The sequence below is a fragment of the Lutibacter sp. A80 genome (assembly GCF_022429645.1).
Taxonomy (GTDB): domain Bacteria; phylum Bacteroidota; class Bacteroidia; order Flavobacteriales; family Flavobacteriaceae; genus Lutibacter.
This window is the reverse complement of sequence record NZ_CP092480.1, coordinates 3,239,624-3,261,914: the sequence shown is the minus strand read 5'-3', so window position 1 is coordinate 3,261,914 and position 22,291 is coordinate 3,239,624. Positions and strand designations below refer to the sequence as shown.

Sequence of the window (22,291 nt, the reverse complement as noted above, 5' to 3'; positions counted from 1 at the left end):
ATAGGTTTACCCTTTTTTTATATTCTTTTTAAATCAGAATACACTTTTTTTTACTTAAAAAAGTAGTAATTCCCCCTACTTAAGTAGTGATTTACCATATAAAACGTATGTAAAATCATACAAATGGTATGTTTTTTAGTGTAAATGGTAATTTATATTGTTTTATATTATAAATAGAACTACATTTGCATAGTAAACAATTCATAACCCCAATAATTAATCATGAATTTTTTTAAATTAAATAACCCCTAAAAGTTAAAAAACAACAGCAAGTTTATTCTGTTAGGATATTTTTTGCCGTTGTTTTTTATTTAAAATGAATAAATCAACCCCGACTTAAACCCCTAAAAATGAAACCCCTATATGCAATCCTAATACTATCTTTATCATTATTATGTTCTTGTTCATCCGCAGATGAGGATGTCAATTTATTTGAAACAAATAGTAAAGTTGAAGAAACAGCTACTACAGTAGCTTACTCGGAAATGGAAACTGAAATTTTAGATTTAATTAATGAATACAGAGAAGAAAATAACTTATCTACACTTAAAGTTCTAAATATTATATCAACTGAAGCAGATACTCATACAACTTTTATGATTACTAATGGAGAAGTTAGCCATGCAAACTTTAACGTTAGGGCAGAAAATTTGATAACTAATGCTGGAGCCAAGTTTGTATCAGAAAATGTTGCTTATGGTTATAGTACAGCCAAAGCGGTTGTTAATGGTTGGCTTAATAGCACTGAACATAGAAAGAATATAGAAAACCCTGACACCACTCATTTTGGTATTTCAACAAAATCTGATGATAATGGCAGAAACTATTTTACACATATTTTTATAAAAAAATAAAAACGATTTAAAAACCCCACAACATCTATTTTTTAATAATAACTAATTACTACTTAAAATGAATGCAACAAGTTTAAATATCAATAAAAAAGAGCCTATTTTAAAAATAGTAAAAAGTTCATTAAAAAATAAAAGCGTTAATGATAAAATATCTATTAACACTTTAACTCCAAATTTCAGCTTTAAAAATAATAAAGATGAAACTATAACAACTTTTAAAAGTATGTTATAAAAAGAAGCAGCCGCAAATAATTCCTTGAGAAAATTGTCGTCCCCACAACGGTAGTATAATCAAGTAAACTTATTTAACGACTGCTATTTTATATTTATAATTACTTCATTTTTATAATTATAAACTCTGTTCTTCTATTCATTTGATGTTCCTCTTCAGAACATTTTACATTATTAGCACATTTATTAACTAATTGAGTTTCTCCAAAACCTTCATACTTTGTAATTCTAGAAGCATCTATACCTTTAGAGATAATATACTCATACGTAGATTTAGCTCTATTATTAGATAATATCATATTATAAGCGTCATTTGCTCTACTATCGGTGTGAGATTCTAACCTAATCACCATACCTGGATATTTATTCATTAAATCAACAACCTTATTTAATTCAATAGCTGCATCTGGTCTAATATTATATTTATCCAAATCAAAATAAATAGTTTCAAGATCCGCCAAAACTACAACATCTTCTATTGGTTTCATAGCAATATTTAAATCTACTATCAATTCTTTTGCTTTTTCTAAACCATATGAATTAAAGTTTTTACTTACATCTTGGTATTTTTCTTTAGATCCTTTTAACACAAATTTTTCATCTCTAGGAATTAGGTGTTCATAAGCACCATCTTCTTCAGTTATAAAATAAGCTAATTCTTCACCGTTTTCTCTTGTTAACACAATTTTTGCGCCAGCTAAAGGCTCATTATTAACAGCATCATAAACCGTGCCTTTTAAAGTTAAAGGTGGTATTCTTGTAAAAGCATAAATATCATCTCCTCCAGCACCACCTTTTCTATTAGATGATACATAACCACTAAAACCGTCTTTTGCTAAATAATAGGCAATATCATCTTTTTTACTATTAATTGGCTCTCCTAAATTTATAACATTAACAATTTTGTTATTATCATCTTTAACTGATGCAAAAACATCCATTAAACCCAAGCCTACATGTCCTTCAGATGAAAAATACAATGTTCCATCTTCACTAATAAATGGAAAAGCTTCATTTCCTTCAGTATTTATTATAGCTCCTAAATTAACTGGAATATCTAATGTACCATCTTCTAGTATTGTACTAACATAAATATCTGTACCTCCAAAACCACCTGGCATATCTGATGCAAAGTATAGTTTTTTTCCATCTTTACTTAATGACGGATGATAAACTATATAATTAGGGTTATTTAAATTTGAAGGTTGAATATTTTCCCATTCCCCATCAATTAAATTTGCACTAAAAATTCCAACATGCATAATCCCTTGAGCATCGTTTATCTTTTTTGACTCATAATAGTTATTTCGAGAAAAATACATTTTTGTACCATCACTATTAAAAGTTGCTGGACCATCATGATGAATTGTATTTACACTTCCTGCTACTTTAGATGTTGCTTCAACAGAAGCTTCATCTTTAGAAACACTATATAAATCTAACATTGGTTGTTTATCCCAAGCGTACAACCTTTTAATAGAAACACCTTCATTTCTTGATGAACTAAATATTATTTCATTATTTAATTCAACGGCTCCAAACTCATTAAACTCAGTATTAATTGGTAATTTTTGGAGTGTGTTTTTTTCTAAGGTATTAAATATAGCGCTTGCTAAATCATCATTTTTAAAGAAACGTTTTACTCTAGAATCTTCTTCATTTCCGGCTTCTTTAAATTTTTTCATCCACTTTTTAGAAGCTTCATACTTTCCATTTGCACGTAAGGTTTGTGCATAATATAAATAATATTCAGAAGGTACATTTTCTTGTTTTACAACTTCTTTGTAAATTTCTAATGCTTTTTCTGGCTCACGCAACATAACGTAAGCGTCTCCAAGTTGTCGCATTGCATAATGCTTATTAAAACTTGTATCTATTAATTTTTCATATGTACCAATTGCTTTTACAAACGAAAAATTATTAAACTCTCTTTCTGCTCTTTTTTGTTTTGCTGTTTGTCCAAATACTGATGTACTTATTAAAACTAAAGCAACAAATAAAATACTTATATTTTTCATAATTCTCATCGTTTATTGGATTAAAAATATCTTGGAGATTTTTGTTTTCTTTTCAAAAATTTAAATTCATACATCAACAAAATCTCATGTGATCCTGAAGTATAAGGTCTAATTTCACCTGTAGGTATTTCATATGTATACCCGACTCTAAATTGATTTGTAACTTGAAAATCAACAAGTGCTCCTATTGCTTTTTGATCTCCATTAAATCTATAAGAACCTCCCAACCAGAACTTTTCGTTAAATAAAAAGTTAGCTGTTAAATCTGTAGAAATTGGAGCTCCTTTAGTATATTTAAACATAAAAGAAGGCTTTAATTTTAAATTTTCATTTAAATCAAAAACATAACCTCCAATTGCATAATAATGAACTCTTTCTAAAGCTGCATATTCTGTATCGTTATTTAAATCGTGATTTATTAATTTTGGTATTGATAAACCTGCGTACCATTTATTAGAATGCAATAATACACCTGCTCCAAAGTTTGAATTCCATCTATTTAACTTATCATTAAAATAAGGATCTTGATTAACTTCGGTTGCATTGTATAATTCTTCTGCTAATTTATAGTAAGTCATCCCTGCTTTTAAACCAAAACTTAAATCAATTTCTTCACTTGCTTTAATAGTATATGAAAAATCTGCATACATATAAGTAAAGTTTTCATAACCTGATTTATCATTTATAACAGACAAACCTAAACCAACTTGTTCATTTCTTAAAGGAGAATGAATAGATAATGTTTGTGTTTGTGGTCCTCCATCAAAACCAGCCCACTGATTTCTATTTAAACCTACAATACTTAATGCATCTCTACTACCTGCATAGGCTGGGTTGATAGCAATTGTATTGTACATATATTGAGTAAACTGTGGCAACTGTTGCGCATTAGAATATTCTAATCCTAAAATCAACATTACTGTAAGTATAATTATACGTTTCATAGATTTATTTTTTAGTTAGTTCCTAAATATATATATCCAGTAATAGGTTCAAAACCACTACTTAATACATTAACAATGTAATAATATGTTCCTGTTGGTAACTCTGTGCTTGAACCAATAGTTGCTCCTCCAGTGTTAAAGTTACCTTTCCAATCGTTTTGGTAATTACTTGATTGGAATACCATTTTACCCCAACGATTAAATATTTGAACATCAAAAGTAAAACCACAACCTTCTAATCCTGAGATTTCGAATTGATCATTAAATCCATCATTATTAGGAGTTACAACTTTTGAAATCTCTAATTCAGTAGTTGAACAAGGTAATACAACACAATCATCATTCACTTCTAAATATACTTTTATAATTCTACCACACTGTCCTGGCTCTGTATATGTAAATTCATATACACCTAAATTCACTATTGAAGGGTCAAAATAATCACCTGTTAGGCCGCCACTATCAAACTCATCTATCCAGGTACCTCCAGATTCATAATCATCAACTAATAACGTTGTAAGATCCATTTCTAAATCTTCAATACAAAGTATTACAACATTATCTATATTATCAATAGTTTCTGCAGTAAAATCTTCCGTTACTATAAAAGTTTCACTTAAAGCTGCACAACCATTATCCATATCAGTTACTGTTACTGTATAACTTCCTGCTTCTAATACTTCAATTGTTGCTGATGTTGCCCCATTACTCCATAAATAACTTGCGTCACCTTGAACTGTTGAACTACTTGCATCTAACATTACACTTTCTATTGAACATGTTAATTCAGAACCTCCTGTAATAACAGCAACTACTTCTGTAATGTTTTGTGTTACTGTAAAGATTTCACTTGTTAAAGAACATCCATTCTCTGAGTCTGTCACTGTTACTGTATAATCACCTGGCTCAGTTACATCAATTGTTGCTGTTGTTGCTCCAGTACTCCATAAATAACTTGCTTCACCTTGAACTGTTGAACTACTCGCATCTAATGTTACGCTTGTAATTTCACAAGTCAACTCTGATTCTCCTGTTATAATTGCAATAACATTTGTAATGTTTTGTGTTACTGTAAAAGTTTCACTTATTGCACTACATCCATTTTCTGAATCTGTCACTGTTACTGTATAATCACCTAGCTCAGTTACATCAATTGTTGCTGTTGTTGCTCCTGTACTCCATAAATAACTTACATCTCCTTGAACTGTTGAACTACTTGCGTCTAACATTACGCTTGTAATTTCACAAGTCAATTCTGATTCTCCTGTTATAATTGCAATAACGTCTGTAATGTTTTGTGTTACTGTAAAAGTTTCACTTATTGCACTACATCCATTCACTGAATCTGTAACGGTTACTGTATAATCACCTGGCTCAGTTACATCAATTGTTGCTGTTGTTGCTCCAGTGCTCCATAAATAACTTGCGTCACCTTGAACTGTTGAACTACTTGCATCTAATGTTACGCTTGTAATTTCACAAGTCAACTCTGATTCTCCTGTTATAATTGCAATAACATTTGTAATGTTTTGTGTTACTGTAAAAGTTTCACTTATTGCACTACATCCATTCTCTGAATCTGTTACGGTTACAGTATAATCACCAGGTTCAGTTACATCAATTGTTGCTGTTGTTGCTCCAGTGCTCCATAAATAACTTGCATCACCTTGAACTGTTGAACTACTTGCATCTAATGTTACGCTTTTAATTTCACAAGTCAATTCTGATTCTCCTGTTATAATTGCAATAACATTTGTAATGTTTTGTGTTACTGTAAAAGTTTCACTTATTGCACTACATCCATTCACTGAATCAATTACAGTTACTGTATAATCACCTGGCTCAGTCACATCAATTGTTGCTGTTGTTGCTCCAGTGCTCCATAAATAACTTGCGTCACCTTGAACTGTTGAACTACTTGCATCTAATGTTACGCTTGTAATTTCACAAGTCAACTCTGATTCTCCTGTTATAGTAACAACTGGTTTTTCTATATCTTCAGTTACCGTAATAAACGCGTAAGATGCACATCCATTTGTCTCATAAGATACTTCCAACCAGTAATTTCCTGGTTCATTAACTGTTATTTTTTTAGTTCTTTCACCAGTACTCCAAATATACCTTGCATCACTTGTACTTGTACTTCCATCTAACTCAACACTTGTAGTCCCACAAGATAAAACAGTTGTATCTGTTAAAATTATAGCTATTGGCTTTTCATTATCTTGAGTTACTTGTACATAATCACTCATTGTACAACCATTATCGCCATCTGTAATTGTTATCGTATAAACTCCTGGTACACTTACAGTAATCTCTTCTGTTGTTGCGGTATAATTATTTGGACCGCTCCAAGCATAACTTAATTCTGCTGACTGATTATCTGAATTTCCGTTTGCATTTAATGTAATTTCTTCCAATGCACACGTTAATTCTGCATTTCCTGTAATTTCTACACTTGGTGTTACAATATCTTGTAATACTGTTACACTGTCTTCTTCTGAACATCCATTATCTCCATCTGTTACAACTACTGTATAAACTCCTGGTGAACTTACTGTTATCTCTTCTGTTGTTGCGGTATAATTATTTGGTCCGCTCCAAGCATAACTTAATTCTGCTGACTGATTATCTGAATTTCCGTTTGCATTTAATGTAATTTCTTCCAATGCACATGTTAATTCTTCATTTCCTGTAATATCTGCACTTGGTGTTACAATATCTTGTAATACTGTTACACTGTCTTCATTTGAACATCCATTATCTCCATCTGTTACAATTACAGTATAAACTCCTGGTACACTTACAGTAATCTCTTCTGTTGTTGCGGTATAATTATTTGGACCGCTCCAAGCATAACTTAATTCTGCTGACTGATTATCTGAATTTCCGTTTGCATTTAATGTAATTTCTTCCAATGCACATGTTAATTCTTCATTTCCTGTAATATCTGCACTTGGTGTTACAATATCTTGTAATACTGTTACACTGTCTTCATTTGAACATCCATTATCTCCATCTGTTACAATTACAGTATAAACTCCTGGTGAACTTACTGTTATCTCTTCTGTTGTTGCGGTATAATTATTTGGTCCGCTCCAAGCATAACTTAATTCTGCTGACTGATTATCTGAATTTCCGTTTGCATTTAATGTAATTTCTTCCAATGCACATGTTAATTCTTCATTTCCTGTAATATCTGCACTTGGTGTTACAATATCTTGTAATACTGTTACACTGTCTTCATTTGAACATCCATTATCTCCATCTGTTACAATTACAGTATAAACTCCTGGTACACTTACAGTAATCTCTTCTGTTGTTGCGGTATAATTATTTGGACCGCTCCAAGCATAACTTAATTCTGCTGACTGATTATCTGAATTTCCGTTTGCATTTAATGTAATTTCTTCCAATGCACATGTTAATTCTTCATTTCCTGTAATATCTGCACTTGGTGTTACAATATCTTGTAATACTGTTACACTGTCTTCATTTGAACATCCATTATCTCCATCTGTTACAATTACAGTATAAACTCCTGGTGAACTTACTGTTATCTCTTCTGTTGTTGCGGTATAATTATTTGGTCCGCTCCAAGCATAACTTAATTCTGCTGACTGATTATCTGAATTTCCGTTTGCATTTAATGTAATTTCTTCCAATGCACATGTTAATTCTTCATTTCCTGTAATATCTGCACTTGGTGTTACAATATCTTGTAATACTGTTACACTGTCTTCATTTGAACATCCATTATCTCCATCTGTTACAATTACAGTATAAACTCCTGGTGAACTTACTGTTATCTCTTCTGTTGTTGCGGTATAATTATTTGGTCCGCTCCAAGCATAACTTAATTCTGCTGACTGATTATCTGAATTTCCGTTTGCATTTAATGTAATTTCTTCCAATGCACATGTTAATTCTTCATTTCCTGTAATATCTGCACTTGGTGTTACAATATCTTGTGTAACTTCTAAATTAGAAGATGTTACTGTACATCCATCATCTCCATCTTTTACAATTACATAATAAGTGTCTGGTGTTTCTGCTGAATACGTAGCTGATGTTGCTCCTGTAATTGCTCCTGAAGCATTGTACCATTGGTAAGAAGGTGTTCCATCTACTACTGGCACAGCTGTTAATGTTAAACTTGTAACCGCACAAGTCAATTCTCCTGCGCCACTTACTGATACCGTTGGATCTGTTATGTCTTGTGTAACTTCTAAATTAGAAGATGTTACTGTACATCCATCATCTCCATCTTTTACAATTACATAATAAGTGTCTGGTGTTTCTGCTGAATACGTAGCTGATGTTGCTCCTGTAATTGCTCCTGAAGCATTGTACCATTGGTAAGAAGGTGTTCCATCTACTACTGGCACAGCTGTTAATGTTAAACTTGTAACCGCACAAGTCAATTCTCCTGCGCCACTTACTGATACCGTTGGATCTGTTATGTCTTGTGTAACTTCTAAATTAGAAGATGTTACTGTACATCCATCATCTCCATCTTTTACAATTACATAATAAGTGTCTGGTGTTTCTGCTGAATACGTAGCTGATGTTGCTCCTGTAATTGCTCCTGAAGCATTGTACCATTGGTAAGAAGGTGTTCCATCTACTACTGGCACAGCTGTTAATGTTAAACTTGTAACCGCACAAGTCAATTCTCCTGCGCCACTTACTGATACCGTTGGATCTGTTATGTCTTGTGTAACTTCTAAATTAGAAGATGTTACTGTACATCCATCATCTCCATCTTTTACAATTACATAATAAGTGTCTGGTGTTTCTGCTGAATACGTAGCTGATGTTGCTCCTGTAATTGCTCCTGAAGCATTGTACCATTGGTAAGAAGGTGTTCCATCTACTACTGGCACAGCTGTTAATGTTAAACTTGTAACCGCACAAGTCAATTCTCCTGCGCCACTTACTGATACCGTTGGATCTGTTATGTCTTGTGTAACTTCTAAATTAGAAGATGTTACTGTACATCCATCATCTCCATCTTTTACAATTACATAATAAGTGTCTGGTGTTTCTGCTGAATACGTAGCTGATGTTGCTCCTGTAATTGCTCCTGAAGCATTGTACCATTGGTAAGAAGGTGTTCCATCTACTACTGGCACAGCTGTTAATGTTAAACTTGTAACCGCACAAGTCAATTCTCCTGCGCCACTTACTGATACCGTTGGATCTGTTATGTCTTGTGTAACTTCTAAATTAGAAGATGTTACTGTACATCCATCATCTCCATCTTTTACAATTACATAATAAGTGTCTGGTGTTTCTGCTGAATACGTAGCTGATGTTGCTCCTGTAATTGCTCCTGAAGCATTGTACCATTGGTAAGAAGGTGTTCCATCTACTACTGGCACAGCTGTTAATGTTAAACTTGTAACCGCACAAGTCAATTCTCCTGCGCCACTTACTGATACCGTTGGATCTGTTATGTCTTGTGTAACTTCTAAATTAGAAGATGTTACTGTACATCCATCATCTCCATCTTTTACAATTACATAATAAGTGTCTGGTGTTTCTGCTGAATACGTAGCTGATGTTGCTCCTGTAATTGCTCCTGAAGCATTGTACCATTGGTAAGAAGGTGTTCCATCTACTACTGGCACAGCTGTTAATGTTAAACTTGTAACCGCACAAGTCAATTCTCCTGCGCCACTTACTGATACCGTTGGATCTGTTATGTCTTGTGTAACTTCTAAATTAGAAGATGTTACTGTACATCCATCATCTCCATCTTTTACAATTACATAATAAGTGTCTGGTGTTTCTGCTGAATACGTAGCTGATGTTGCTCCTGTAATTGCTCCTGAAGCATTGTACCATTGGTAAGAAGGTGTTCCATCTACTACTGGCACAGCTGTTAATGTTAAACTTGTAACCGCACAAGTCAATTCTCCTGCGCCACTTACTGATACCGTTGGATCTGTTATGTCTTGTGTAACTTCTAAATTAGAAGATGTTACTGTACATCCATCATCTCCATCTTTTACAATTACATAATAAGTGTCTGGTGTTTCTGCTGAATACGTAGCTGATGTTGCTCCTGTAATTGCTCCTGAAGCATTGTACCATTGGTAAGAAGGTGTTCCATCTACTACTGGCACAGCTGTTAATGTTAAACTTGTAACCGCACAAGTCAATTCTCCTGCGCCACTTACTGATACCGTTGGATCTGTTATGTCTTGTGTAACTTCTAAATTAGAAGATGTTACTGTACATCCATCATCTCCATCTTTTACAATTACATAATAAGTGTCTGGTGTTTCTGCTGAATACGTAGCTGATGTTGCTCCTGTAATTGCTCCTGAAGCATTGTACCATTGGTAAGAAGGTGTTCCATCTACTACTGGCACAGCTGTTAATGTTAAACTTGTAACCGCACAAGTCAATTCTCCTGCGCCACTTACTGATACCGTTGGATCTGTTATGTCTTGTGTAACTTCTAAATTAGAAGATGTTACTGTACATCCATCATCTCCATCTTTTACAATTACATAATAAGTGTCTGGTGTTTCTGCTGAATACGTAGCTGATGTTGCTCCTGTAATTGCTCCTGAAGCATTGTACCATTGGTAAGAAGGTGTTCCATCTACTACTGGCACAGCTGTTAATGTTAAACTTGTAACCGCACAAGTCAATTCTCCTGCGCCACTTACTGATACCGTTGGATCTGTTATGTCTTGTGTAACTTCTAAATTAGAAGATGTTACTGTACATCCATCATCTCCATCTTTTACAATTACATAATAAGTGTCTGGTGTTTCTGCTGAATACGTAGCTGATGTTGCTCCTGTAATTGCTCCTGAAGCATTGTACCATTGGTAAGAAGGTGTTCCATCTACTACTGGCACAGCTGTTAATGTTAAACTTGTAACCGCACAAGTCAATTCTCCTGCGCCACTTACTGATACCGTTGGATCTGTTATGTCTTGTGTAACTTCTAAATTAGAAGATGTTACTGTACATCCATCATCTCCATCTTTTACAATTACATAATAAGTGTCTGGTGTTTCTGCTGAATACGTAGCTGATGTTGCTCCTGTAATTGCTCCTGAAGCATTGTACCATTGGTAAGAAGGTGTTCCATCTACTACTGGCACAGCTGTTAATGTTAAACTTGTAACCGCACAAGTCAATTCTCCTGCGCCACTTACTGATACCGTTGGATCTGTTATGTCTTGTGTAACTTCTAAATTAGAAGATGTTACTGTACATCCATCATCTCCATCTTTTACAATTACATAATAAGTGTCTGGTGTTTCTGCTGAATACGTAGCTGATGTTGCTCCTGTAATTGCTCCTGAAGCATTGTACCATTGGTAAGAAGGTGTTCCATCTACTACTGGCACAGCTGTTAATGTTAAACTTGTAACCGCACAAGTCAATTCTCCTGCGCCACTTACTGATACCGTTGGATCTGTTATGTCTTGTGTAACTTCTAAATTAGAAGATGTTACTGTACATCCATCATCTCCATCTTTTACAATTACATAATAAGTGTCTGGTGTTTCTGCTGAATACGTAGCTGATGTTGCTCCTGTAATTGCTCCTGAAGCATTGTACCATTGGTAAGAAGGTGTTCCATCTACTACTGGCACAGCTGTTAATGTTAAACTTGTAACCGCACAAGTCAATTCTCCTGCGCCACTTACTGATACCGTTGGATCTGTTATGTCTTGTGTAACTTCTAAATTAGAAGATGTTACTGTACATCCATCATCTCCATCTTTTACAATTACATAATAAGTGTCTGGTGTTTCTGCTGAATACGTAGCTGATGTTGCTCCTGTAATTGCTCCTGAAGCATTGTACCATTGGTAAGAAGGTGTTCCATCTACTACTGGCACAGCTGTTAATGTTAAACTTGTAACCGCACAAGTCAATTCTCCTGCGCCACTTACTGATACCGTTGGATCTGTTATGTCTTGTGTAACTTCTAAATTAGAAGATGTTACTGTACATCCATCATCTCCATCTTTTACAATTACATAATAAGTGTCTGGTGTTTCTGCTGAATACGTAGCTGATGTTGCTCCTGTAATTGCTCCTGAAGCATTGTACCATTGGTAAGAAGGTGTTCCATCTACTACTGGCACAGCTGTTAATGTTAAACTTGTAACCGCACAAGTCAATTCTCCTGCGCCACTTACTGATACCGTTGGATCTGTTATGTCTTGTGTAACTTCTAAATTAGAAGATGTTACTGTACATCCATCATCTCCATCTTTTACAATTACATAATAAGTGTCTGGTGTTTCTGCTGAATACGTAGCTGATGTTGCTCCTGTAATTGCTCCTGAAGCATTGTACCATTGGTAAGAAGGTGTTCCATCTACTACTGGCACAGCTGTTAATGTTAAACTTGTAACCGCACAAGTCAATTCTCCTGCGCCACTTACTGATACCGTTGGATCTGTTATGTCTTGTGTAACTTCTAAATTAGAAGATGTTACTGTACATCCATCATCTCCATCTTTTACAATTACATAATAAGTGTCTGGTGTTTCTGCTGAATACGTAGCTGATGTTGCTCCTGTAATTGCTCCTGAAGCATTGTACCATTGGTAAGAAGGTGTTCCATCTACTACTGGCACAGCTGTTAATGTTAAACTTGTAACCGCACAAGTCAATTCTCCTGCGCCACTTACTGATACCGTTGGATCTGTTATGTCTTGTGTAACTTCTAAATTAGAAGATGTTACTGTACATCCATCATCTCCATCTTTTACAATTACATAATAAGTGTCTGGTGTTTCTGCTGAATACGTAGCTGATGTTGCTCCTGTAATTGCTCCTGAAGCATTGTACCATTGGTAAGAAGGTGTTCCATCTACTACTGGCACAGCTGTTAATGTTAAACTTGTAACCGCACAAGTCAATTCTCCTGCGCCACTTACTGATACCGTTGGATCTGTTATGTCTTGTGTAACTTCTAAATTAGAAGATGTTACTGTACATCCATCATCTCCATCTTTTACAATTACATAATAAGTGTCTGGTGTTTCTGCTGAATACGTAGCTGATGTTGCTCCTGTAATTGCTCCTGAAGCATTGTACCATTGGTAAGAAGGTGTTCCATCTACTACTGGCACAGCTGTTAATGTTAAACTTGTAACCGCACAAGTCAATTCTCCTGCGCCACTTACTGATACCGTTGGATCTGTTATGTCTTGTGTAACTTCTAAATTAGAAGATGTTACTGTACATCCATCATCTCCATCTTTTACAATTACATAATAAGTGTCTGGTGTTTCTGCTGAATACGTAGCTGATGTTGCTCCTGTAATTGCTCCTGAAGCATTGTACCATTGGTAAGAAGGTGTTCCATCTACTACTGGCACAGCTGTTAATGTTAAACTTGTAACCGCACAAGTCAATTCTCCTGCGCCACTTACTGATACCGTTGGATCTGTTATGTCTTGTGTAACTTCTAAATTAGAAGATGTTACTGTACATCCATCATCTCCATCTTTTACAATTACATAATAAGTGTCTGGTGTTTCTGCTGAATACGTAGCTGATGTTGCTCCTGTAATTGCTCCTGAAGCATTGTACCATTGGTAAGAAGGTGTTCCATCTACTACTGGCACAGCTGTTAATGTTAAACTTGTAACCGCACAAGTCAATTCTCCTGCGCCACTTACTGATACCGTTGGATCTGTTATGTCTTGTGTAACTTCTAAATTAGAAGATGTTACTGTACATCCATCATCTCCATCTTTTACAATTACATAATAAGTGTCTGGTGTTTCTGCTGAATACGTAGCTGATGTTGCTCCTGTAATTGCTCCTGAAGCATTGTACCATTGGTAAGAAGGTGTTCCATCTACTACTGGCACAGCTGTTAATGTTAAACTTGTAACCGCACAAGTCAATTCTCCTGCGCCACTTACTGATACCGTTGGTAAATCATTAATTGTAATAGATTGCGTACTACTATTAGGACAAGTACCAGAAGTTGTATACATTACATTATATGTACCAGGTGTTGAAGCATCTAAATCTACCTCCCCTGTATTTGCATTTATAACCAATCCAGCTGTTGAACTGAATGTTCCGCCAGATAATCCTGTTATTATCGGTGCTGGATCAGTTGCATCTGCACAATATGGTGAACCTGAATAACTGAAACTAGCGTCGTCTAAGGCGTTAATGGTTACCGTAAAACTCTCCTCATCACTACAAGAACCATCTGCATCATAAATCCAAACTGTTTGAGAACTAGTAATTGGACTTGTTATTTTAGTTCCTCCTAAAGACTGACTATTATTGTAATAAGCTTTATTATTTGTTAAATTTGTTCCAGTAATTGGTAAATTATCCAAATCAAAACTAACACATGCTGTTTGAGGACCTGGATTTGTTATCACTGGCACATCATTAATATTTACTGTTATATCTACCGCAGCTTTACACAAACTTGAAGTTAAAGTAACTTCTGCCCATAAATCTGTTATAGTATTTAAATTAACATTTGTAGCTGAGCTAATTAACGTTCCTGACCCTTCTGGATCTCCATCATACCAAGCCACTGTTCCTATTTCACTATCTAATACTGCAGTATCATGTGCAGTTAAATCTGTAGACGTTTCATCTGAACAAATAGTAAAAGATGCATCTACTGGAGTTGGTAATGGATTTACAATAAATTGATATAATTTTCTACAACCTGGTATATTGCTACACCCTGCATAATATTTATATGTTCCCGGAACGTTAGTATCAAGATTAGCATCTGTAATAGGACTAAAATTGCTTCCTGTATGTATACTTGACCCTCCAGATTCTACCGTAAACCATTCTAAATTCCCAGCTACAGTAACTAATGAATAATCAATCTTAATTTTTATATAATCTACATGAGCGCTTCTATCCCCATTAATATTAACCTCTAAAGTTGCTCCAAAATTATTATTTTTTACTTCAGCAACAGTCCACGAAGTACCCCATGTATCTGTAGCTCCTCCATAGGTTACCAAACTACTAGAGTCCGTTCCCCAAACACTCGTTTTCTTTTTATCATTTCCAACAGCACTTCCAGATTTCAGAAGGCGCATTTCGGTATCTTTAACTCCATTTGACCCATATGAAGAAGAAGCCCATCTATTTACAATAACCGTTATACCTTCAATTGTGGCATCACTAGGAATTGATGAAAAATTAAAATTAGTTGCTTTTAAATTTTTTGAATCTCCAGATTGATATGCCAAACTAGCTGTTTGACCGTCATCACTACCTATATTATTAGGATTACCCCAACTATCTCCAGAACCACTATTTACTCCAGTTCCTGCATATGTTTCTAAAGTTAAATCTGTTTTTTCTCCTGCAGTTGGGCAAATTATATTTGAGTTAAATTCACCACTCGTACCTCCTTGACAAATAGTTACTATTTGATCTTCGGCACAAGGAATAATTTTTTTAGTAGGAGTTGGAAATTGTTGAATAGGATTACAAGAAGTGTCTAGAAAATTTAATTCTGAAGTACTCACCTCTATTTCACTTGTACCACAAACACCATTAGATATTAGCTGATACGACAATACAATATTTTCTTGATCTTGAAGATAATCAACATCCCATTCTATTTCCCCTGCATTATTTACTACAAAAGAACCTTTTGTTACTGAAATTGAAGAATTCACCAATTCAAAATCAGATTCAATTTTTTCAACATTAAAAACCCCACTACTTGGCGCTTTTGCTACCCATGATAATTGAGCAAAAATTGCTGCATAAATATTATTTAAATCTGTTGCGTTAACACCAGCATAAAACCCTGAATTTTGCATTTCAGTTAGGGTATTTACTGCAGTAGAATTTGTTGAAAAACCAATGGTATAGATATTTGCTAAAGACTGAGCCGCAAGAGCTTCTTGAATGGCTCTTGTTGAAGGATCACCATTACCATTATCCCTATTTGCCTGTCCATCTGATAAAAATATAATTGTTCTTGTTAATGCACAATTAGTAGAATTTGAAAAAGCAGCAACAGCCTTTTCAATTCCATCTTCCATATTAGTATTACCATTAGCCCTGAAATTACCATAATATCCAGAATTCCAAAAATTACCACCAAAATCATTCAAATTATTTGACAAACCTTGAACAAGGCTTGCTGAACTACTAAATTTTACAACCCCAATTTTACTGTCGGGATGACGGTTAGAATCCGTTAAAAAATTTGTTACAAACGTAGAAGCGGCATCTGTCGCATCCTCTATTCGTGTACCTGTAGCCATACTACCTGAAACATCAATAACTAATATTACTTCTAAAGGTGTAGAAGCATTTCCATAACCTGTCAAATTTAATTCAACATCTATTAATTTCCCGCAAGCTAAGTCCTCTCCTACATCAATTGATCTTACAGCTGTTACCTGTGCGTAAGAAAAAGATGAAACTAAAAACAAGAATATTAGCAAAAGCTTTAATCCATTTTTAGGTTTTTTTATTCCAAAATATTGTAATGTTTTTTCCATTGCTAATTGTTTTATTTATTATTAACCTGAAACATGTGTGCTATAATTTAACTATTAACCCTCGCTAGGGTCAATAATAAACGATTTAAGTATAATACTCTTGCTGTAATTTTCGCAATTTTCAGAACTTGCTATTATCTGAACACAAGACCATTTATTCATACTAGTACCCGTAGGTGCAGTTACATATATAAGAAAATCAATAGATTCTCCTATACTTAATGAAATTTTATCAATAGGATTTTTATCTTTATCTAAAAACCTATAATTCAAAAAAACATTATTTTCCGTGCTAGTACTATCAACATTAGAACAAGTGTTATTAACATCTTTTGATGTTAAAACATAAACACCTTCAGAGCTCCCTTTATTCACCATAGTCATTTTATAATAAGAACCCTTAGAGGAAACATCTTTTATTGTTGTATTTCTATAAGCAGTTATTTCAATATCACAATCAGATGATTGGGCTGAAATTTCTATCGAAAAAAATAAGGCTAAAAAAAGTATTGAATTGGTTAAAATAGTTAAAGTAATTTTTTTCATAATATTTTTATTTAATTAAAACTAATCTTGAAATCAAAAAATGATTTTCAAAAATTAATTCAGTAATAACATTTACTAAATTGTATATTTAAATTATGGGGTCTACAAAACATTCTAATGAAAAAATCCATTAGATTATATAGTGGGGAATTCTATATAGAGCCTATTTTGTGGGGTCTAAAAATTTGAGTCTTGTGGGGAGCATTTCTCAATTACATAACAAATATAAAACAGATTTTAATTATTATTACATTTCTAATGTCTTATTTTGCAACAACTTAACAAATGGTTGCATTTTAACAATAAATGGTAAAAAAATGTTAAATTATTACATCCAAAATACAAAAACAACACTTAAAATACATATATTTAATTGAATTACAGATATTTAACCTTAAAAATAAGATGTACTTCTAAGTAAAAAACACCATTTTAAATTAATTTTAACTATAAATGTTTTTATATTCATTCAATTCAATAAATAATATTATATTTTTGTAACTTACTAATAGAAAAATTATTATGAATAAATATGATGTAGCCGTTATAGGCTCTGGACCTGGAGGGTATGTTGCTGCAATACGTTGCGCACAATTAGGATTAAAAACTGTTATTATTGAAAAATACAATACTCTTGGCGGTACCTGTTTAAATGTAGGGTGTATCCCTTCGAAAGCATTGTTAGATTCATCGCACCATTATTATGATGCAACTAAACATTTTGCAACCCACGGTATAGAAACAAAAGGTTTAGAAGTGAATTTTAAACAAATGATTGCGCGTAAAAACGAAGTAGTTTCTCAAACTTCTGGTGGTATCAATTATTTAATGGATAAAAATAAAATTGACACATTGCAAGGTATTGGTAGCTTTAAAGATGCTACACATATTACAATTACAAAAGAGGATGGCACTTCTTCAGTAATTGAAGCTGAGAAAACAATTATTGCAACAGGGTCAAAACCATCAACCTTACCATTTATAGAAATTGATAAAAAAAGAGTAATTACTTCTACAGAAGCGTTAAGTTTAACCGAAATACCAAAACATTTAATTGTTATTGGTGGTGGTGTAATTGGTTTAGAACTTGGTTCTGTATACAGCCGTTTAGGTTCTCAAGTATCTGTTATTGAATATATGCCAACCATTACTCCCGGTATGGATGCAATGCTATCAAAAGAATTACAAAAATCCTTAAAAAAACAAGGAATTAAATTTTTCACTAGTCATAAAGTAACTTCAGTTGTAAACAATGGAGATGAAGTTGTAATAACTGCAGATAATAAAAAAGGTGTCCCAACAGAATTCAAAGGAGATTACACTTTAATTTCTGTAGGTAGAAAACCGTATACTAAAGGTTTAGGATTAGAAAATGTAGGTATTAAAACTACTGAGCGTGGACAAATTGAAACCAACGAGCATTTACAAACCAACGTTTCTAACATTTACGCAATTGGTGATGTTGTTAAAGGCGCCATGTTAGCTCACAAAGCTGAAGAAGAAGGTACTATGGTTGCCGAAATAATTGCAGGTCAAAAACCACATATAGACTATAACTTAATTCCTGGCGTTGTTTATACTTGGCCAGAAGTTGCCGCTGTTGGTAAAACTGAAGAAGAATTAAAAAAAGCTGGCATCAAATACAACTCCGGAAGTTTTGCAATGCGTGCTTTAGGAAGAGCTAGAGCTAGTATGGATATTGACGGACAAATTAAAGTATTAGCTGATGCTGAAACTGATGAAATTTTAGGTGTACATATGATTGGTGCTAGAGCTGCTGATATGATTGCTGAAGCTGTTATCGCTATGGAATTTAGAGCTTCTAGCGAAGATATTGCACGTTCATCACACGCACACCCTACATTTACTGAAGCTTTTAAAGAAGCATGTTTAGATGTAAATAATAGAGCTATACATAGTTAAATCTAAAACCAACATTCGTTATTTCAAACCCATTTCAGGTTCACATAACAATTGGCAAACAATTTAATGAGATTCTGAAACAAGTTAAGAATGACGGGTATCAAACAATTAGAATAATAACAAAAAAGTCCTTTCATATTGAAGGGACTTTTTTATTTTTGCTACAATGCAACGTACAAATCAAGCAATTCAGGTTAGCAATATTTCTGAATTTAAATCGAATCTTTTAAAATGGGCGCAGCAATTTAAAACTGCTGTTTGGCTAGATAGTAACAACTATCAACAAAAACATTCAAATTTTGATGCTGTTTTGGCTGTAGATGGTTTTTCTGAAATTAAATCATCCTATAAGAATGCGTTCACTAAATTAAAAGAATTCCAAAGCAATACAAACGATTATATTTTTGGTTATTTAAGTTACGATCTAAAAAATGATGTTGAAAATTTAACTTCTAATAATTTTGACAACTTAGAATTTCCTGATTTATACTTTTTTCAACCTAAAAAACTATTTTTTATAAAAGAAACTACTGTTGAAATAAAGTACTTAACTCATTTTTCTTCTGAAATTGAATCAGATTTAAAAGAAATTAAGCAGCTAAAAACTAATAATCAACACCTAAAAACAAATCCAATAAAAATTAAGCTTCGTATTCATAAAGATGAGTATTTTAAGAAAATAAATTCTATATTAAAACATATACGCAGAGGCGATATTTATGAAACTAATTTTTGTCAAGAATTTTATTCTGAAAACGCAGAAATTAATCCTGTTAAAACATACCAACATTTAAATCGTATTTCTAAACCTCCTTTTGCCACTTTTTTAAAATTAAACACTAAATTTTTACTTTCAGCCTCACCAGAACGTTATTTAAAAAAGGAAGGTATTAACGTAATATCACAACCTATAAAAGGAACCGCAAAAAGAGCAATTTCTAAACAAGAAGATTTAAATTTAATTTCAGCTTTAGAAAACAACCCAAAAGAGCGTGCTGAAAATATTATGATTGTAGACTTGGTTAGAAACGATTTATCGCATTCTGCAATTAAAGGCTCTGTAAAAGTTGATGAATTATGTAAAGTCTATACGTTTGAACAAGTACATCAATTAATTTCAACAATTTCTTGTAAAGTTTCTCCAGATATACATCCTGTAGATATTTTAAAAGAAACATTTCCTATGGGAAGTATGACGGGAGCTCCAAAAATTTCAGCATTAAAAATTATTGAAAATTTAGAAGAAACCAAACGCGGATTATACTCTGGTTCAATTGGTTATATTACTCCAAATGGGGATTTCGATTTTAATGTAATAATACGTAGTATTTTATATAATAAATCTAACAAATACGTTTCTTACTCTGTTGGTGGTGCAATTACAGCGCAATCAATTCCAGAAAATGAATATGAAGAATGCTTGCTCAAAGCAAAAGCTATGAAACAAGTGCTATTAAATACCGATTAATAATTATCTTTACTCAATGAAAACAGCTTTACAAGCACACATCAATAAAAATTTAGCATTTTTAAATGGCAAAAAATTATTGATTACCATCTCTGGAGGTATAGACAGTGTAGTGTTAACCAACTTATTACACTCGTTAAATTACTCAATTTCATTAGCGCATTGCAATTTTCAATTACGCGGAAAAGACAGTAATAAAGATGAGCTTTTTGTAACTGAATTAGCCAAAAAATTAAAAATTCCTTGTAATGTAGTTAAATTTGAAACTGAAAATTATGCCATTGAAAAAGGAATCTCTACACAAATGGCTGCAAGAGAATTACGTTATAATTGGTTTCAAGAAACACTACAAAAAAATAAGTTAGACTATATAATTACAGCACATCATAAAGATGATATTATTGAAACTGTTTTAATAAACCTAACCCGAGGTACTGGTTTAAATGGCTTAACAGGAATACCGGAAGTTAATGGAGTTGTAGTACGCCCGTTACTTCCTTTCTCTAGAAATGATATTTTAATTTATGCCACTAAAAATAAAATTCAATGGAGAGAAGATCAAAGTAATTCTTCAATTAAATATGTACGTAATAAAATTCGACATAAAGTAGTTCCTTTTTTAAAAGAAATAAATCCTAATTTATTAGACTCTTTAAACAACACACTAGAAAATTTAAGAGGAAGCCAACAAATTGTTGAAGATTGTATAGAAAACATTAAAAATGAAGTGAGTTTTACCAAAGATAAAGAAACCCACTTTAACATTAAGAAATTAAAGAAATTAAACAATCCAAAGGTATATTTATACGAACTTTTAAAAGCTTATAACTTTACTGAATGGAATGATGTTACAGCATTGTTAGAAGCACAAAGTGGTAAACAAATTTTTAGTGAAACACATAGATTACTTAAAGATAGAGATACTTTAATTTTATCTAAAATTTCAAACTCAAAAAAACCTATTACCTATAAAATTCCTGAAAATACTTCAAAAATAACAATTCCAATAAAACTTAAATTCAAAAATATAGACATTCCTTTCGATGCTAAAAATCATCAAAATAAAGTCTTAGAAGAATTAATTTTTAACAATCCAGATACTATTTCAATTGATTATAACAAAATTCAATTTCCACTAATTATAAGAAAATGGCAAAAAGGAGATTACTTTTTTCCTATTGGTTTAAACGGTAAAAAGAAACTAAGTAAATTTTTTAAAGACGAAAAAATGTCGTTGCTAGAAAAAGAAAACACCTGGATTTTATGCAATGCCGACAATACAATAATATGGGTAATTGGCAAACGTTTAGACGAACGATTTAAAGTAACCAAAATTACTTCTAAATTATTAAAAATTAAGTTTTAGTTTGTTTTAATTCAAAAAAATACATAATTTAATATTTTTATATAATTAATATCATGTTTTCAAATAAATATTATTTACTAATTGTATTCTTTATTACCTATGCTACTTGTTTTTCTCAAGAAGTAAAAGTAACTTCAGAAAACACATTATTACCAAAAAGTATCTATTCAAAAAATATTATAACCAATTTAAATAGTACTTTTTTAACCAATAATAAACTAAATTTAAAACAGTATAAATTTGCTTTTATAGATATTAATCAAATTGATAATGGTTATTTTTTAATACCACTTAAAAACATATCAAAATTAAGCAATTTTGTTTTTGAAAGTTATAAAGAGCTTCAAAACAAACGTGATTTAGAGCAAAGTTTTTTTGATGTTTCTAAGCTTTACCTTCCACGTACTCCAAAAAAATAAAATCATTAACAAA

10 protein-coding genes are annotated in these 22,291 nt (G+C 32.7%); 6 read left to right on the top strand and 4 right to left on the bottom strand.

From position 1 onward, the window contains the following. Positions 1–350 precede the first annotated feature (350 nt). On the top strand, positions 351–854 hold the full coding sequence (locus MHL31_RS13470) for a CAP domain-containing protein (RefSeq protein ID WP_240226470.1): 504 nt from the start codon (positions 351–353) through the stop codon (positions 852–854). A 58-nt stretch (positions 855–912) separates the two neighbouring features. Further along, positions 913–1,086 carry a hypothetical protein gene (locus MHL31_RS13465; protein ID WP_240226469.1) on the top strand — a complete coding sequence of 58 codons (174 nt, stop codon included), beginning with the start codon at positions 913–915 and terminating at the stop codon, positions 1,084–1,086. 100 nt (positions 1,087–1,186) lie between these two features. Here MHL31_RS13465 and MHL31_RS13460 read toward each other — a convergent pair whose 3' ends face one another. Genes MHL31_RS13460 through MHL31_RS13445 form a run of 4 tightly spaced genes read right to left on the bottom strand, consistent with a single transcriptional unit; the run spans position 1,187 to position 17,102 of the window. Next, positions 1,187–3,103, bottom strand: coding sequence for an OmpA family protein (locus MHL31_RS13460; RefSeq protein ID WP_240226468.1), 1,917 nt, complete (start codon positions 3,101–3,103; stop codon positions 1,187–1,189). Between the two features lie 20 nt (positions 3,104–3,123). Further along, complete coding sequence (locus MHL31_RS13455) at positions 3,124–4,047, bottom strand: type IX secretion system membrane protein PorP/SprF (RefSeq protein WP_240226467.1); 924 nt, start codon at positions 4,045–4,047, stop codon at positions 3,124–3,126. An 11-nt stretch (positions 4,048–4,058) separates the two neighbouring features. Further along, positions 4,059–16,556: a gliding motility-associated C-terminal domain-containing protein gene (locus tag MHL31_RS13450; protein ID WP_240226466.1), complete on the bottom strand. Its 12,498-nt coding sequence runs from the start codon at positions 16,554–16,556 to the stop codon at positions 4,059–4,061. Positions 16,557–16,610: 54 nt separating this feature from the next. Beyond that, positions 16,611–17,102 (bottom strand): hypothetical protein, encoded by a 492-nt coding sequence (locus MHL31_RS13445; RefSeq protein WP_240226465.1) that lies wholly within the window; start codon positions 17,100–17,102, stop codon positions 16,611–16,613. A gap of 522 nt (positions 17,103–17,624) precedes the next feature. On the opposite strand from MHL31_RS13445, the gene lpdA reads away from it, so the two are divergent. From lpdA to MHL31_RS13425, 4 genes are all read left to right on the top strand, one after another. Then, positions 17,625–19,025, top strand: coding sequence for a dihydrolipoyl dehydrogenase (gene lpdA, locus MHL31_RS13440; protein ID WP_240226464.1), 1,401 nt, complete (start codon positions 17,625–17,627; stop codon positions 19,023–19,025). Between the two features lie 166 nt (positions 19,026–19,191). Beyond that, a complete protein-coding gene (locus MHL31_RS13435; RefSeq protein WP_240226463.1) occupies positions 19,192–20,493 on the top strand; it encodes an anthranilate synthase component I family protein in 1,302 nt (433 codons plus the stop codon). Positions 20,494–20,509: 16 nt separating this feature from the next. Next, complete coding sequence (gene tilS, locus MHL31_RS13430) at positions 20,510–21,859, top strand: tRNA lysidine(34) synthetase TilS (protein ID WP_240226462.1); 1,350 nt, start codon at positions 20,510–20,512, stop codon at positions 21,857–21,859. Between the two features lie 53 nt (positions 21,860–21,912). Next, entirely contained in the window at positions 21,913–22,278 is a 366-nt protein-coding gene (locus MHL31_RS13425) for a hypothetical protein (RefSeq protein WP_240226461.1), read from the top strand. Positions 22,279–22,291 lie beyond the last annotated feature (13 nt).

Bases quoted from the DNA above. Each gene is read 5' to 3' on its own strand.
- MHL31_RS13465 (WP_240226469.1), top strand. From the start codon at position 913: ATGAATGCAACAAGTTTAAATATCAATAAAAAAGAGCCTATTTTAAAA.
- MHL31_RS13425 (WP_240226461.1), top strand. From the start codon at position 21,913: ATGTTTTCAAATAAATATTATTTACTAATTGTATTCTTTATTACCTAT.
- MHL31_RS13470 (WP_240226470.1), top strand. From the start codon at position 351: ATGAAACCCCTATATGCAATCCTAATACTATCTTTATCATTATTATGT.
- MHL31_RS13460 (WP_240226468.1), bottom strand. From the start codon at position 3,103: ATGAAAAATATAAGTATTTTATTTGTTGCTTTAGTTTTAATAAGTACA.
- lpdA (WP_240226464.1), top strand. From the start codon at position 17,625: ATGAATAAATATGATGTAGCCGTTATAGGCTCTGGACCTGGAGGGTAT.
- MHL31_RS13445 (WP_240226465.1), bottom strand. From the start codon at position 17,102: ATGAAAAAAATTACTTTAACTATTTTAACCAATTCAATACTTTTTTTA.
- MHL31_RS13450 (WP_240226466.1), bottom strand. From the start codon at position 16,556: ATGGAAAAAACATTACAATATTTTGGAATAAAAAAACCTAAAAATGGA.
- tilS (WP_240226462.1), top strand. From the start codon at position 20,510: ATGAAAACAGCTTTACAAGCACACATCAATAAAAATTTAGCATTTTTA.
- MHL31_RS13435 (WP_240226463.1), top strand. From the start codon at position 19,192: ATGCAACGTACAAATCAAGCAATTCAGGTTAGCAATATTTCTGAATTT.
- MHL31_RS13455 (WP_240226467.1), bottom strand. From the start codon at position 4,047: ATGAAACGTATAATTATACTTACAGTAATGTTGATTTTAGGATTAGAA.